Origin of the sequence: Oceanisphaera marina (assembly GCF_014643915.1) — a bacterium.
Classification (GTDB): domain Bacteria; phylum Pseudomonadota; class Gammaproteobacteria; order Enterobacterales; family Aeromonadaceae; genus Oceanimonas; species Oceanimonas marina.
Map to the genome: position 1 here is coordinate 40,780 of NZ_BMKE01000016.1, position 12,175 is coordinate 52,954.

The 12,175-nt window shown below is 52.6% G+C and carries 14 protein-coding genes; 6 read left to right on the top strand and 8 right to left on the bottom strand.

Annotation, left to right across the window (positions count from 1 at the left end; translation table 11 throughout):
- Positions 1 to 24: 24 nt before the first annotated feature.
- Positions 25 to 1,104 carry a M23 family metallopeptidase gene (locus IEW52_RS10590; protein WP_188630042.1) on the bottom strand — a complete coding sequence of 360 codons (1,080 nt, stop codon included), beginning with the start codon at positions 1,102 to 1,104 and terminating at the stop codon, positions 25 to 27.
- Between the two features lie 113 nt (positions 1,105 to 1,217).
- Between IEW52_RS10590 and IEW52_RS10595 the strand changes: the two genes are divergently transcribed.
- Entirely contained in the window at positions 1,218 to 1,370 is a 153-nt protein-coding gene (locus IEW52_RS10595; RefSeq protein ID WP_188630043.1) for a hypothetical protein, read from the top strand.
- A 164-nt stretch (positions 1,371 to 1,534) separates the two neighbouring features.
- Here IEW52_RS10595 and IEW52_RS15875 read toward each other — a convergent pair whose 3' ends face one another.
- Complete coding sequence (locus IEW52_RS15875) at positions 1,535 to 1,771, bottom strand: TM2 domain-containing protein (RefSeq protein ID WP_268236658.1); 237 nt, start codon at positions 1,769 to 1,771, stop codon at positions 1,535 to 1,537.
- A gap of 27 nt (positions 1,772 to 1,798) precedes the next feature.
- Entirely contained in the window at positions 1,799 to 1,978 is a 180-nt protein-coding gene (locus IEW52_RS15760) for a hypothetical protein (RefSeq protein WP_229667902.1), read from the bottom strand.
- 482 nt (positions 1,979 to 2,460) lie between these two features.
- On the opposite strand from IEW52_RS15760, the gene IEW52_RS10605 reads away from it, so the two are divergent.
- The 3 genes from IEW52_RS10605 to IEW52_RS15950 all read left to right on the top strand — a co-directional run bounded on the left by IEW52_RS10605 (position 2,461) and on the right by IEW52_RS15950 (position 3,392).
- Positions 2,461 to 2,973 (top strand): GlcG/HbpS family heme-binding protein, encoded by a 513-nt coding sequence (locus tag IEW52_RS10605; protein WP_188630044.1) that lies wholly within the window; start codon positions 2,461 to 2,463, stop codon positions 2,971 to 2,973.
- Between the two features lie 102 nt (positions 2,974 to 3,075).
- Positions 3,076 to 3,228, top strand: coding sequence for a diguanylate cyclase domain-containing protein (locus IEW52_RS15880; protein WP_188630045.1), 153 nt, complete (start codon positions 3,076 to 3,078; stop codon positions 3,226 to 3,228).
- Positions 3,222 to 3,392, top strand: coding sequence for a diguanylate cyclase domain-containing protein (locus tag IEW52_RS15950; protein ID WP_188630046.1), 171 nt, complete (start codon positions 3,222 to 3,224; stop codon positions 3,390 to 3,392). The genes IEW52_RS15880 and IEW52_RS15950 overlap by 7 nt, the downstream gene beginning before the upstream one ends.
- 45 nt (positions 3,393 to 3,437) lie before the next feature.
- On the opposite strand, the gene IEW52_RS10620 is transcribed toward IEW52_RS15950, so the two are convergent.
- Entirely contained in the window at positions 3,438 to 4,943 is a 1,506-nt protein-coding gene (locus IEW52_RS10620; protein WP_188630047.1) for a Na+/H+ antiporter NhaC family protein, read from the bottom strand.
- Positions 4,944 to 5,366: 423 nt separating this feature from the next.
- Between IEW52_RS10620 and IEW52_RS10625 the strand changes: the two genes are divergently transcribed.
- Positions 5,367 to 7,094 carry a potassium/proton antiporter gene (locus IEW52_RS10625; protein WP_188630048.1) on the top strand — a complete coding sequence of 576 codons (1,728 nt, stop codon included), beginning with the start codon at positions 5,367 to 5,369 and terminating at the stop codon, positions 7,092 to 7,094.
- Positions 7,095 to 7,118: 24 nt separating this feature from the next.
- Here the strand turns inward: IEW52_RS10625 and IEW52_RS10630 are convergent, their stop codons facing one another.
- The 4 genes from IEW52_RS10630 to ppnP form a co-directional block, all read right to left on the bottom strand.
- Entirely contained in the window at positions 7,119 to 7,535 is a 417-nt protein-coding gene (locus tag IEW52_RS10630) for a rhodanese-like domain-containing protein (RefSeq protein ID WP_188630049.1), read from the bottom strand.
- A gap of 148 nt (positions 7,536 to 7,683) precedes the next feature.
- Positions 7,684 to 8,133, bottom strand: coding sequence for a YtoQ family protein (locus IEW52_RS10635; RefSeq protein ID WP_188630050.1), 450 nt, complete (start codon positions 8,131 to 8,133; stop codon positions 7,684 to 7,686).
- A 138-nt stretch (positions 8,134 to 8,271) separates the two neighbouring features.
- Complete coding sequence (locus IEW52_RS10640) at positions 8,272 to 9,360, bottom strand: PQQ-dependent sugar dehydrogenase (RefSeq protein ID WP_308424528.1); 1,089 nt, start codon at positions 9,358 to 9,360, stop codon at positions 8,272 to 8,274.
- A gap of 64 nt (positions 9,361 to 9,424) precedes the next feature.
- Complete coding sequence (gene ppnP, locus IEW52_RS10645) at positions 9,425 to 9,739, bottom strand: pyrimidine/purine nucleoside phosphorylase (RefSeq protein ID WP_188630052.1); 315 nt, start codon at positions 9,737 to 9,739, stop codon at positions 9,425 to 9,427.
- A gap of 195 nt (positions 9,740 to 9,934) precedes the next feature.
- Between ppnP and ovoA the strand changes: the two genes are divergently transcribed.
- Positions 9,935 to 12,049, top strand: a complete 2,115-nt coding sequence (ovoA, locus tag IEW52_RS10650; RefSeq protein WP_188630053.1) for a 5-histidylcysteine sulfoxide synthase — start codon at positions 9,935 to 9,937, stop codon at positions 12,047 to 12,049.
- The last annotated feature ends 126 nt before the right edge of the window (positions 12,050 to 12,175 follow it).

Here is a 12,175-nt window from a genome sequence, read left to right on the forward strand (position 1 = left end):
CGGGTTTTGATGATTGAGGCAAGTTCAGCGTTCAGGCAATACCGGCTCCGGTTTTAGGAAGGGGGCCGGATCAACCGGGCCGCCCGCGTAAATGCCAAAGTGAAGATGGGGTGGGGTGGTTTTGGCATTACCTGTGTTACCGACGTATCCAATAATATCTCCTGCGTTCACCCTACTGCCGGATTCAATTGCGAATGAATCCAGGTGAGCGTAGTAATAGCGGGCTTCGCCAATGCCCAGTATACTGCCCGATAGCCACACATGATTGCCGCCAATGCCTCCGGTACCGGTTTTGGCATGGCCATTAATGACGGCTCTCACCGGTGTACCTTTTTTAGCAAATATATCCACGCCGTGATGCTCTCGGGCACCCCCATCTCGAGGCGCGCCAAAGCGGCCGCCTATATCGTGCTGCGATGCACCTGCTACCGGAAACGGCAATGAGCCGCCTTTGGCAATGGCCAGAGAATACGCTGCGCTGGCAAACAGCTCCGGTTGCAGCACCATACGATAATCGCCCGTTTGCGATATTGTTCTGTGGCTGATTGCGCCACCTGCGTCCAGCTCGGTCAAGGTTGTCCAACCTGGATCACCAGTTATGCGCTGCTCCAGGCTTGCGTAAAAGCGACTGTCTGCGGCATCCAGACGAGATAGCTGCCATTTCAGCTTTTCTCCCCGTTCAAGCGTGACTTGGTATACATGTGCTTCAACCTGATTATCTGCAAAAACCTCATCGGTGCGATATTGAGCATCTATGCGTACAGGCTGCTTGCCCGCCCGCTTAACGGCGCCAATCCATTTTTTCCCCAGCGGGCTGTCTGCCAGCCCCGCCAGACGCAAACGCCAGATAAACACCTCTCTTGGTGACCAGCCCAGCAAATCAAAGGCAAGATAACGAACGGCATGCTTACTGCTCTGGGCGGCGTTTTGTCGCAGATCATCACGAACAGCAAGCACAACCATCAGCGCAATCAACAGGCCAAATAGTAGCCAGGGACGCAGAGTACGCTTGCTTGGTGTCCCTGCAGATTGATCTGCGCTGACCGTATCAAGATCAGATATGGGGGGGTGTTGGTTATTGGGTTGTTTGAATGAATCGCTCATATCAACATTCACCCTCTTGCCGTTATCGGCCGTTGGTTATTACGAAGTTTACAATGAAACCGGTTTACCGGAGCAGTATTTACAATGGGTGACTGTGGGGCGGGCTGATGGGCATGGCGTTCAACACGGCGGCGTTCGGCTTTAGTGAGTTGCTGGACACCCTGGCATCCTACTTTGAGGTTCATATCTTTGAACATGACTACAAGAAAATCTTCCTCTGGGACAAAGCCCCAGGTAATGCCATCTTCACCTGCGTGAAGGTATAATATTATGCCCGTAAGAATATGATTGATTTTAAAATTGTGTAATAAAGACAACAGATTCAGTTAATACGATGCGGCACTGGCCACCTTTGCCGAGTAATGGTTGGCTGCAATGCGCTAGGCACGGCTGCAGCCAAATTTTAATTTTTAAAGTGATACTCTATAAGTTAGAACCAAGGCTTGCTACCTACAATATAAGTTTGTTCAAATTCTTCATCTGATTTAACTAGATAAAGAATAAACTCTACGAATGCGATTATACCAATCACTATTGATGGAAGCCCAAGCAATATAAACCCAAGTAAAAATACCAGCAGCATAATTACACCTTGTTTGGTGTAGCCCAAGTAAAATTTATGAGCGCCGAAAGCACCAAGGAAGAAAGCAAACAACGCAGCGGCTATCTTTTTTGAAGCTCCGTTTGAAGCTGATTACTCTACATAAATAGCTTCTGCATTGCCGCCGTTAGCAGAGAAATCAATCTTATTGCCTGCTTTAGGTAATGCAGCTCCCTTCCATTCATTTATTGCAAAAGCATATCTATTGCCGTCATCTCCTGAAATAACACCAGCACGACTTTCTTCATTAAAATCAAGAACTTTACCTTTCATTTTACTGCTCCATTGTTGATTGATTGTCTAACATTTTAATACTGCGTATGTGCGTTTTTACTCATCATGTCAGTGGCTTATCTGTTCATTTTTGCAGCCTGCAGCTGCACTTAAAATTGAATTCAAATGAATCTTTTGCATTATAAGCAATGTGGGTTGCAAAATGGAAGGTGATTAACGGTATCCACAGCGATGTTTACAGGCGACTCGATCTTAGGGGAAGGCAGCGCAGATGACCCACCATGAAATGACAAGGATGTCATTTCTGAGCCCTCAGGGATGAGTTTATGGCGTGTCGTGGGCGGCGGCTGTGCTGCCTAGGATGTATACAACCGCACTGCGGCTTCTTTATGCCTTTAGAAAGCACAGCAAGCCCACATTACAAAACCGTAATCCGTCGGCAATGAGTTTGACGGGGTAGGGCTGGCATCATGACTCCACTTGGCACTTAGCCGAACTGCTTATAACCATTGGAGAATTTTATGATCACTACCGCTCGCCGTTCACTGCTTGCCCTGGCCCTGTGTGTCGCACCGGCCTTTGCTGCCCCTGCGTTAACTACCGACAGTGGTGTTGCCCAACGCGCCGATGTGTCGCTAGCGCTGGCCAATCAACTGCTGGATGCCACCCTGGCGGCTTGCCATGCCGACGGGCGAACTGCTGTAGCGGCCGTGGTAGACAGAGGCGGTAACCTGGTGGCCCTGCAGCGTGATGACAATATCGGACCGCACAATACGGTTGCCGCCCAGCGCAAGGCCTTTACCTCGCTGTCGACCAAAACCACCTCGCGGGAACTGTCCAACATCGCGCGTAATAACCCGGAGTCAGAAAACCTCAATACCCTGGATGAGCTGTTGCTGCTGGGCGGCGGTGTGCCGTTAAAAGTGGGTGATCAGGTGATTGGTGCCATCGGCGTGGCCGGTGCCGGTGGTGCGGCCATCGACGAAGGCTGTGCCCTGCAGGCCATCGACAGCGTGCTGCCGAAAGCCCTGTAAGTTCGCACTAACATCCAGATAACCAACCGGCGTTGTTTTGAGCGACAACTATAATTCCAGTCGCGACGGGCGCAGCGTGAGCACAGCCCACTCGCTCTGATCATGACCGGCAGTGATTTCTTCAAGAGATTCAATGATGAATATGGCCATCAGGCTGCCGATGAATGCCTGCATCGGGTGGTGCAGGCCCAACGATTGTTTCAGGCGGTAAGGACTCTGCAGATCCTAATGTACAGGCCGATTACGGTATGGTAACCATCAGCCTTGGGGTGGCTTCGAGAATCCCTTTCCACCAAAATTGTATCGAATCATTGGTAAGCAGTGCCGAGCAGGTCCTGTATGCAGCCAAGAACCGTGGCCGGGATCAGTTTTGCTCGGCCGCGGATGATGTCAATGTCATGGCCGACGGCACCGTCTGATCTTTCCGGCTTGGCAAATCCCGCCCGAGAGGGCGGGATTTTTCTTTATGCGGTTTTGGCCAGCAGGCGAGTGCTCTGTAGCCGGGACAGCAATATCACCAGCACCAGCTGGGTGGCAATGGCGGCCAGCAGAATTAGCGGGCTTTCTACCCAACCGGCCACCACAAAGCCGCCCAGGGCGATACCGCCGTTGAGCAGGGCGTAGGGCAGCTGGGTGCGGAAGTGCTCAAACTGATCGCAGCCGGAGCCGGTAGACGACAGTATGGTGGTTTCCGATATCGGCGAGCAGTGATCACCAAACAGGCCGCCCGAGAGCACGGCTCCGATGCAGGCATACAGAGGAGCATCTATGGCAATGGCGGTCGGGATCACCAAAGGCAGCATAATGGCAAAGGTCCCCCAGGAAGAGCCAGTGGCAAACGAGATCACCGCCGACAACAGAAAGGCTACTGCCGGTACCAGCCAGGCAGGGAAACCGGCCTGAGCCTGTTCGGCAATGTAGGCGGCGGCTCCCAGATCTTTACCGACGCTGCTCAAGGTCCATGCCAGTATCAGCACTATCGCCACCTGCATCATGTTGCTCATGCCTTTAAGGTAGACGGCAATGCCGTCGGCCACTCGGCGCACGCCGTAATAAGCCATTAAGGCAATCAGCGTCATGGCGGCCATAAAATAGGCGGTGGACAAGGCGGCCCGAAACACCGAGCCCGATACCTTTTCAAACGGAAAGCCCATGGGCCCCAGCATGGCCGCCAATACGCCAGCCATTACTAACAAGGGGGCCCACACAAAAGAAGCCTGGGCATTGTTGTGGCTGAACAGGGTCTGTTGTTCAATCGGGCCATTTACTCGCTCGCCGCGTTCGGCGGCGCGTTCGGCTTCGGCCATGGGGCCAAAGTCCAGCTTTTTGTACGCAATCAACGGCACTATGGCCACTGCCAGTACGGCGTAAAACTGGAAGGGAATAGCCGAAATAAAGGCTTCCCAGTCGGTAAGAGGTAGATCAAGGGCATTAAATTCCTTTTGCAACAGGCCCATGATGTAGACGCCCCAGCCGATAAAGGGCACTAAAATGGCCACAGGCGAAGCCGTTGAATCAATAATAAAAGCCAGTTTTTGGCGCGATAATTTGAGTTTGTCGAATAGCGGGCGAAACACCGGTCCCACGATCAGTGGCGTACCCAGATCGGAAAAGAAAATGACAATACCGCCCAGCCAGGCCGCAACCTGGGCACGGCATTTGGTGCTCACCCAGTGGGTGACCTTGCGGGCAAAGGCCTGGCCGCCGCCAGACTGCTCCATCAATGCCACAAAGCCACCGATAAAGACCAGCAACACCAATACGCCGGCGTTATAGCTGTCGGTCAGTTGCCCGACTAAGTGGTCTTTGACCAGGATGCCAAAATTATCCAGTGGATGACGCCAGTCGTTGAGCATGACTACGCCACTGGCCACACCGGCAAAAAGACCAATCACTACATTGCGTGTGCCAAGGGCGAGTACAAGGGTGATCACGATGGGGATCAGTGAGCTGATATGGGTTTGTTCCATTTGAGTTTGCTTCCCGAACAAAGAGGCACTCACAGACGAAGGTCTGGCAGTGGATATAAAAAGTAAAATAAGGGGCTGAACTTTAAAGAAGCGGCGAGTCACTCGCAAGCCAGATACAGGATTTTATGGTGAAATATGCAAGTTTGATGATTATTTAATCCGTAATCATTCCAAAGGCTACAACTTATAGTTGTTGTCATCTTTCAGACATGGTTATGCGTTTGGGACGTCTACCCAAGAAAAACTGGCATACCTCAGGAAAATATTCAGTTTAATTATCGACCAACTTAATTCAGGGAACTAACACGGATTATGTAACTTTATGCATAGTTAGCTTTTTAAATTAACTAAAAATTCACTTTCACTAAAGTAGCCTAGCTGTGATATAACTATTGCATCTAAAACCCTGTCGGAATCTCTCCATTGAATAATATAGAACACCTTTTCCTGCTGACCGGGGTCTTGCTGTGTTTGAGCGTATTGGCCACCTTGTTATCGGCACGTTCCGGCATCCCGATTCTGCTTATCTTTCTGGTCATCGGCATGCTGGCTGGCGAAAGTGGGCCGGGCGGCATCGAATTTGAAAGTTATTCCCTGGCCTACGGTATTGGCAATCTGGCGTTGGCCATTATTCTGCTGGACGGCGGCATGCGCACCCGCATGGAAACCTTCCGCGTCGGGCTGCGGCCAGCGCTGAGCATGGCCACCCTGGGCGTGGTGGTGACCAGTGGCGTAACCGGGCTGATTGCCGTTTATATTCTGGATTTAAGCTGGCTGCACGGCTTGCTGCTGGGAGCCATTGTCGGCTCAACCGATGCGGCGGCGGTGTTTTCGTTACTCAGTGGCAAGGGCATGCACCTTAACCAGCGGGTAGGGGCGTCTCTGGAAATAGAATCGGGCACCAATGACCCGATGGCGATATTTTTGACACTGACCGTGATAGGCCTGATCACCGGCGAGATGGATGGCGCAGGAGATGCGTTGCTGTTTTTGCTGACGCAATTCGGCATCGGTGCCGTGGCCGGTGTGCTGGGCGGCCTGTTGCTGGTGCAGATGATCAAGCGCGTCGAGCTGGCCGCAGGGTTATACCCTATTCTGGTGACCGGTTTTGGTTTAACGCTGTTTGCCTGCACCGCGCTGTTGCAAGGCAGTGGCTTTTTGGCCGTATATCTGGGTGGCCTGGTGTTGGGTAACTCTCGCCTGCGAGACATGGAGTCGATTTTACCGGTACTGGATGGTTTGGCCTGGCTGAGTCAGATTGGCCTGTTTCTGGTGTTGGGTCTGCTGATTTCACCCGCCGAGATGTGGGCCATGGCGTTGCCTGCCAGCCTGATTGCCTTATCGCTTATTTTTATTGCCCGTCCGTTGGCGGTGCTGGTGTCTTTGGTGCCTTTCTTTCGTTTTAACAGACGAGAACTCGGTTTTATTTCCTGGGTCGGGCTGCGGGGCGCCGTGCCCATTGTACTGGCGATATTTCCATTAATGGCCGGCATACCCGAGGGGATGTTGCTGTTCAATGTTGCCTTTTTTGTGGTACTTATTTCGTTGCTGGTACAGGGCTCCAGCTTGCCGCAAATGGCGCGGTTGCTGAAAGTGGAAATGCCGCCCGAGCTGGCGCCACGTCGACGTTCCATGCTGGGTATTTTTCAGGAAGACGACTTTGAAATGTTTCTTTATACCGTAAGCAGCGAATCAATAGACGGCGTTGTGGTACGCAGCCTGACGTTTCCTCCTCATTGCCGGGTGGCCGCGGTCTTTAGAGGCGAAAACCTGTTGCCAGCCTCAGGCAGCACCCGGCTGGCGATGGGGGATACGTTATGTGTTATTGGCCGCAGCAATCATCTGAAAACTCTGAACAACATGTTTGGCGGCGATCTGGATGCGGCACGAAGCAAGGCACGCGCCTTTTTTGGTGACTTTATTCTGGATGCCGATGCCCGCATGGGGGATGTGGCCTTGATGTATGGCGTGGATGTCGATGAAAGCGAAGCCGACCTTGATTTAGGCAGCTTCATGCTGGCGCACAGTAACGGGCATCCGGTAGTGGGAGATAACTTTGTTCGCTACGACATGATCTGGACGGTCGCCGATGTGGATGGCGATCAGGTACTAAAGGTGGGTCTGCGTGAAGATGAAACAGAAAAACCCTGAATCCGCTTTAATACGAAATCCGGCTTAATAAGAGGGGGCGACTGGCTGCTCCGAAGATAAGTCAGCCTCATCATTGAGGTAATCAAAGGTTGCAGTGGGCATCAGGTCTGCCTGCAAGTTGGCTCGTTGAGTTTCATGACCACCGGCTTTCAGCTGCTCAAGCCCGCCTTCAGCTGTTACCTTGTGATAACCCAGTGTGTTCAGCGCCTCATAGGCCTGTTGAGCACGAATGCCGTCTCTGTCGTATAACCTGATCGGCGTTTCTTTATCGGGATAGTGCGTACTTACGCCGCGGGCAATATAGGTATAAGGAATATGAATTGCGTCCTGCAGGTGTTCGGCGGCATATTCTTCCTGGCTGCCTACATCTATCCAGACCTCGTTATTGGCAACCGCCAATAACGGCCAGCCGAATAATAACGCAACAGTCCAAGACTTCATGGGAAACAACCTTCTACACAAGTGAACCCAGAGTGTAAAACAGAAGGAGGGCGGCATCTTCGCCAAAAGGCGCGCAACCGTCAGAAGTCGGCACAGCAAACATCCCCTGCAGGGCAGGGGATTGTTTTATATCGTTAAATGTTTCGGCTTACGACAGCAGGTAAGACAAAATTTCCACAACTTGTTCTGGATGACGACAGGTCGCCTTGGCGGCTTCATCCACTTCTTTCAGCGGGTGATCCAGCTCGGCGTCGTGCAGGGTAACAATGGGCTTGCCAGAAGCAACGGCAAAGCCGGCATCAAAGGCGGCATTCCACTGCTTGTACTTGGGTCCAAAGCGAACCACAACCAAATCGGCGGCCTTGATTTGGGTCGAGGTACGAATGCTGTTGATGCCGGACGCTTTGCGGTCACGCCAGAAGTTGTTTTCTTCGCTACCTAAAATGTTAACGCCAACCATGTCGCTGGCATCGTGATCGGTCACGGCAGAGGTGAACTCAACAGCCAGACCTGCGGCTTTGCTGCCCTCGATAATACGCTCACGCCAGTCACTGTGAATTTCACCAGACAGATACACGTTCCAGATTTTCTGAGTCATTATGTTTTCCTTATTGCTCACAAAAGTAATTGAAATAAAATACAGTTGTTAAATGTTACCGTATTTCAACGGCAAAATCAGCCCCGGAGTCATGGCATTCACATGATCATGTTAAAGCGGGCTGCCAACGGGCCAGGCCTATTCTTGGCCCACAGGGAGCAGCTTCAGTAATTGACCATTTGCCTGGTCGGTAAGCAGGTAAATACCGCCATCGTGCGCTTCTGCCAGGGTCCTGAACCGCAGCCCCAGTTTGTCCAGTAGCGGGTGTTCGCCCGTGATTTGTTGTCCATCCAGTGTCAGTCGCACCAGTTTTCGCCCGGCCAGTGCCCCCACCAGCAATGAATTCTGCCACTGGGGAAATAACTGACCCTGATAAAACAACATGCCGGAAGGCGCAATGGAGGGTACCCATACCCAAAGCGGATCTTCCATGCCCTCTCTATGCGTATGTTGGCTGATAATGCCGCCGCTGTATTCTCGGCCGTGGGTGACCTGCGGCCAACCATAATTGGCGCCGGCCTTGATGATATTGACTTCGTCTCCGCCACGCGGCCCATGCTCGTGAATCCAGAGCACGCCGCTGGGCGGATGAATGGCAGCCCCTTGAATATTACGGTGGCCGTAACTCCAGATTTCGGGCTTGGCGTTGGGAGTTTGTATAAAGGGATTATCGGCGGGCACGCGGCCATCGTCATGCACCCGCAGAATTTTGCCCAGGTGATTATCGAGCCGTTGTGCCAGCTCTCGGGAGTGGTAGCGTTCGCCGGTGGTAATAAACAGATAACCCTGTTTATCGAACACCAAACGAGAGCCAAAGTGGGCGCTGCCCGAGGTTTTGGGCTGCTGCACAAAGATGACTTCCAGGTCGCTAAGGGTACTGTCCTGCAGTTTTGCCCGTGCCACCGCGGTACCGGCGCCGCCTTTGCCGGGCTGACTGTAACTGAAATATAACCAGTTATTGCTGGTAAAGTCGGGGTGCAATGCCAAGTCAAGCAAGCCCCCCTGACCGGCGCTGACCAGGCTGGGCAGACCGGTAATGACACGACGGCTGCCGTCTGCGCTCAGGCGCAGTAAACGGCCCCGACGCTCGCCCACCAATAACTCGCCACTGGGCAGTTCAACCAGCCCCCAGGGATGGTCGAGACCGTCGGCCAGAGTAACAATACGGTATTCTTCAGCGGCCAGTGGCGGGACCAGCAGGCCTAATAACAGCAATAACATCGGCATCACACACTCTCTTGTCATTAAGTGGGCTTTTGCTAACTATATGCCAAGCTGGCCGCATCATGCTCTAGTCGAAGTAAGAACAGCAATAGTCTACCAGGGTGTGGATTTTCAGCTTGAATATGGCATTGGCCGGCACATTGAACGACTCGCCGCCTTTGATGGTTTGCCATTGTTCAGAGCCTGGCAGTTGCACTTCCAGCTCGCCGGCAAGAATTTCCATCAGCTCGGCGGCGGCGGTATCAAAGGTGTATTCCCCCGGCAGCATGATGCCCAGGGTTTTGCGGCTGCCATCGGCAAACTGGATGACCCGGCTGGTTACCTTGCCACCGTCGTATACATTGGCCTGCTTGATCACGGTCACGTTGTTGAATTGTGTCATGTTACTTCCTGTAATAATAAAAAAGGGTCATGGTTATAGCACATGGTCAAAGGCTTGAAACCGGTTTTTTTTGCGAATCCGTTTCTTTGGGTATATGCCGAAAGAGTACACGCACTTGTCGGGTCTGGTGTCAGACGATAATCTGAGTTGAGCAGGGTTACGATAACAATAAAACACAATCAATCAGGGAAGAATATGGAAACACGAGCAAAAACGGTGAGCAAAACACCCTTGTTAACCGGCCATTCGGTCGAGCACAAACGAGCAGAAATCCGAGCGTATTTTCACCAAACTTTCAGCCTGTACGAGAGCCTGTTCGATTGCATTAACAGCGATCAGGCATATTACCTGCGCGCCGAACCGCTGCGTCACCCGTTGATCTTCTATTTTGGTCATACGGCGGTGTTCTTCATCAACAAGCTGCTGCTGGGCAAGTACCAGACGCAACGACTCAACCAACGCCTGGAGTCGATGTTTGCCATCGGCGTGGACGAAATGTCGTGGGACGATCTCAACAGCGGCCATTACGACTGGCCAAGCGTGGCTGACACCCGCGCCTATCGAGATCAGGTACGCCAGGTGGTAGACACCTTGATCAGCGAGATGCCACTGACCTTGCCCATTACCCAGGATTCACCGGCCTGGATTATTTTAATGGGCATTGAACACGAACGTATTCACCTGGAAACGTCTTCGGTGATTATGCGCATGCTGCCGCTCGAGTATCTGGATGCCCATCCGTTGTGGTCTGCTTGCCAAGACAGCGGCCCCGCACCCGAGAATAGCTTATTATCGATACCCGCCGGCACGGTCACCCTGGGCAAGCCTGCCACGGCACACACCTATGGCTGGGATAACGAATACGGCCAGAAAACAGTCACGGTCGGGCCCTTCAAGGTGGCGAAATATCTGGTCTGCAACGGCGAGTTTCTGAGTTTTGTGCAGGCCGGTGGCTATCAAGAGCCCGAGTGGTGGAGTCAGGAAGGGCAGCAATGGCTTGCGTATACCGGCGCCACCATGCCGCGTTTTTGGCAGTACCGTTACGGCGAATACCTGCAGCGCAACCTGTTGCAAGAAATGCCCCTGCCGCTGGACTGGCCAGTAGAGGTGAATTATCTGGAGGCCAAAGCCTTTTGTAACTGGAAAGCTCGGCAAACCGGCACCCATGTGCGTTTGCCCACCGAAGCCGAGTGGACGGTACTGCGTAATCAGCTCGATACCGATCAGCCGCACTGGCAAACGGCTCCTGGCAACATCAACCTCGAACATTATGCTTCCTCCTGCCCGGTCAATCGTTTTGAGCATAACGGCATCAGTGATGTGGTGGGTAACGTGTGGCAGTGGACCGAGTCGCCCATTGATGGCTTTCCCGGCTTTGAAGTGCATCCCCTATACGATGACTTTTCGACCCCGACTTTTGATGGCCGCCACAATCTGTTTAAAGGCGGCTCCTGGATTTCGACCGGCAACGAAGCGACCCGCTACGCGCGTTATGCTTTTCGTCGTCATTTTTTTCAACATGCGGGCTTTAGATACCTAGAGTCCAACAGTGCAGAGGTGCCAGTGGAACCGGTTAATACTTACGAAACAGACGAGCTTGTGGCTCAATATCTGGAATTTCATTACGGCGACAACTACTTTGATGCGCCCAATTACCCCAAGGCCTGTGTGCAGACACTGCTCAGCCATACGTCCGGGTTAAAACGGGGCAGGGCGCTGGATTTAGGTTGCTCTGTGGGGCGCGCCAGTTTTGAGTTGGCAATCCATTTTGATCATGTGGATGGCATCGATTTTTCGGCGCGCTTTATTCAGCACGGCTTTCAGTTAAAAGAAACCGGCCATACCCGTTTTGCCATCCCCACCGAAGGCGAGCTGGTGGAGTTTAAAGAAGTAAGCCTGCATCAGCTGGGTTATGGCGAATTGGCTGACAAAATTGATTTTGTGCAGGGTGATGCCTGTAATCTCAAGGCGCGCTTTAGCGGTTACGATCTCGTTTTTTGTGGCAATCTGATCGACCGTTTATATGACCCAACCTTGTTCTTGCAGCAGATCCATGAGCGCTTGAACGCCGGCGGTTATCTGGTGCTCACCTCACCTTACACCTGGCTTGAGCAGTATACCCCCAAAGAAAAATGGCTGGGCGGCATCAAGGTCAATGGCGAAAACGTCACCACCTTCGACGGCCTGAGTGCCGTACTCAGCCAGCATTTTACTCTGGTTGCCCAGCAAGACGTGCCGTTCGTGATCCGTGAAACCCGCCGCAAGTTTCAGCACACCCTGGCCGAGATGACGGTGTGGCAGTTGAAATAATCGTCAACAGCAAGCCGTAAGCGATACGCTTTCAGACCCCAGACAAATCAAAGCCAAAGGGCCGACAAGATTCGGCCCTTTTTTGATCATCACGACGCAGCCACTTTGCAACTGTTGGCGTGCCCT

What these genes read in the sequence shown, in the direction of transcription:
- IEW52_RS15760 (WP_229667902.1), bottom strand. Translation starts at nt 1,978, where the DNA reads ATGAAAGGTAAAGTTCTTGATTTTAATGAAGAAAGTCGTGCTGGTGTT.
- IEW52_RS10590 (WP_188630042.1), bottom strand. Translation starts at nt 1,104, where the DNA reads ATGAGCGATTCATTCAAACAACCCAATAACCAACACCCCCCCATATCT.
- ppnP (WP_188630052.1), bottom strand. Translation starts at nt 9,739, where the DNA reads ATGACACAATTCAACAACGTGACCGTGATCAAGCAGGCCAATGTATAC.
- IEW52_RS10640 (WP_308424528.1), bottom strand. Translation starts at nt 9,360, where the DNA reads ATGCCGATGTTATTGCTGTTATTAGGCCTGCTGGTCCCGCCACTGGCC.
- ovoA (WP_188630053.1), top strand. Translation starts at nt 9,935, where the DNA reads ATGGAAACACGAGCAAAAACGGTGAGCAAAACACCCTTGTTAACCGGC.
- IEW52_RS10630 (WP_188630049.1), bottom strand. Translation starts at nt 7,535, where the DNA reads ATGAAGTCTTGGACTGTTGCGTTATTATTCGGCTGGCCGTTATTGGCG.
- IEW52_RS10595 (WP_188630043.1), top strand. Translation starts at nt 1,218, where the DNA reads ATGGCGTTCAACACGGCGGCGTTCGGCTTTAGTGAGTTGCTGGACACC.
- IEW52_RS10605 (WP_188630044.1), top strand. Translation starts at nt 2,461, where the DNA reads ATGATCACTACCGCTCGCCGTTCACTGCTTGCCCTGGCCCTGTGTGTC.
- IEW52_RS15880 (WP_188630045.1), top strand. Translation starts at nt 3,076, where the DNA reads ATGACCGGCAGTGATTTCTTCAAGAGATTCAATGATGAATATGGCCAT.
- IEW52_RS10620 (WP_188630047.1), bottom strand. Translation starts at nt 4,943, where the DNA reads ATGGAACAAACCCATATCAGCTCACTGATCCCCATCGTGATCACCCTT.
- IEW52_RS15950 (WP_188630046.1), top strand. Translation starts at nt 3,222, where the DNA reads ATGGTAACCATCAGCCTTGGGGTGGCTTCGAGAATCCCTTTCCACCAA.
- IEW52_RS10635 (WP_188630050.1), bottom strand. Translation starts at nt 8,133, where the DNA reads ATGACTCAGAAAATCTGGAACGTGTATCTGTCTGGTGAAATTCACAGT.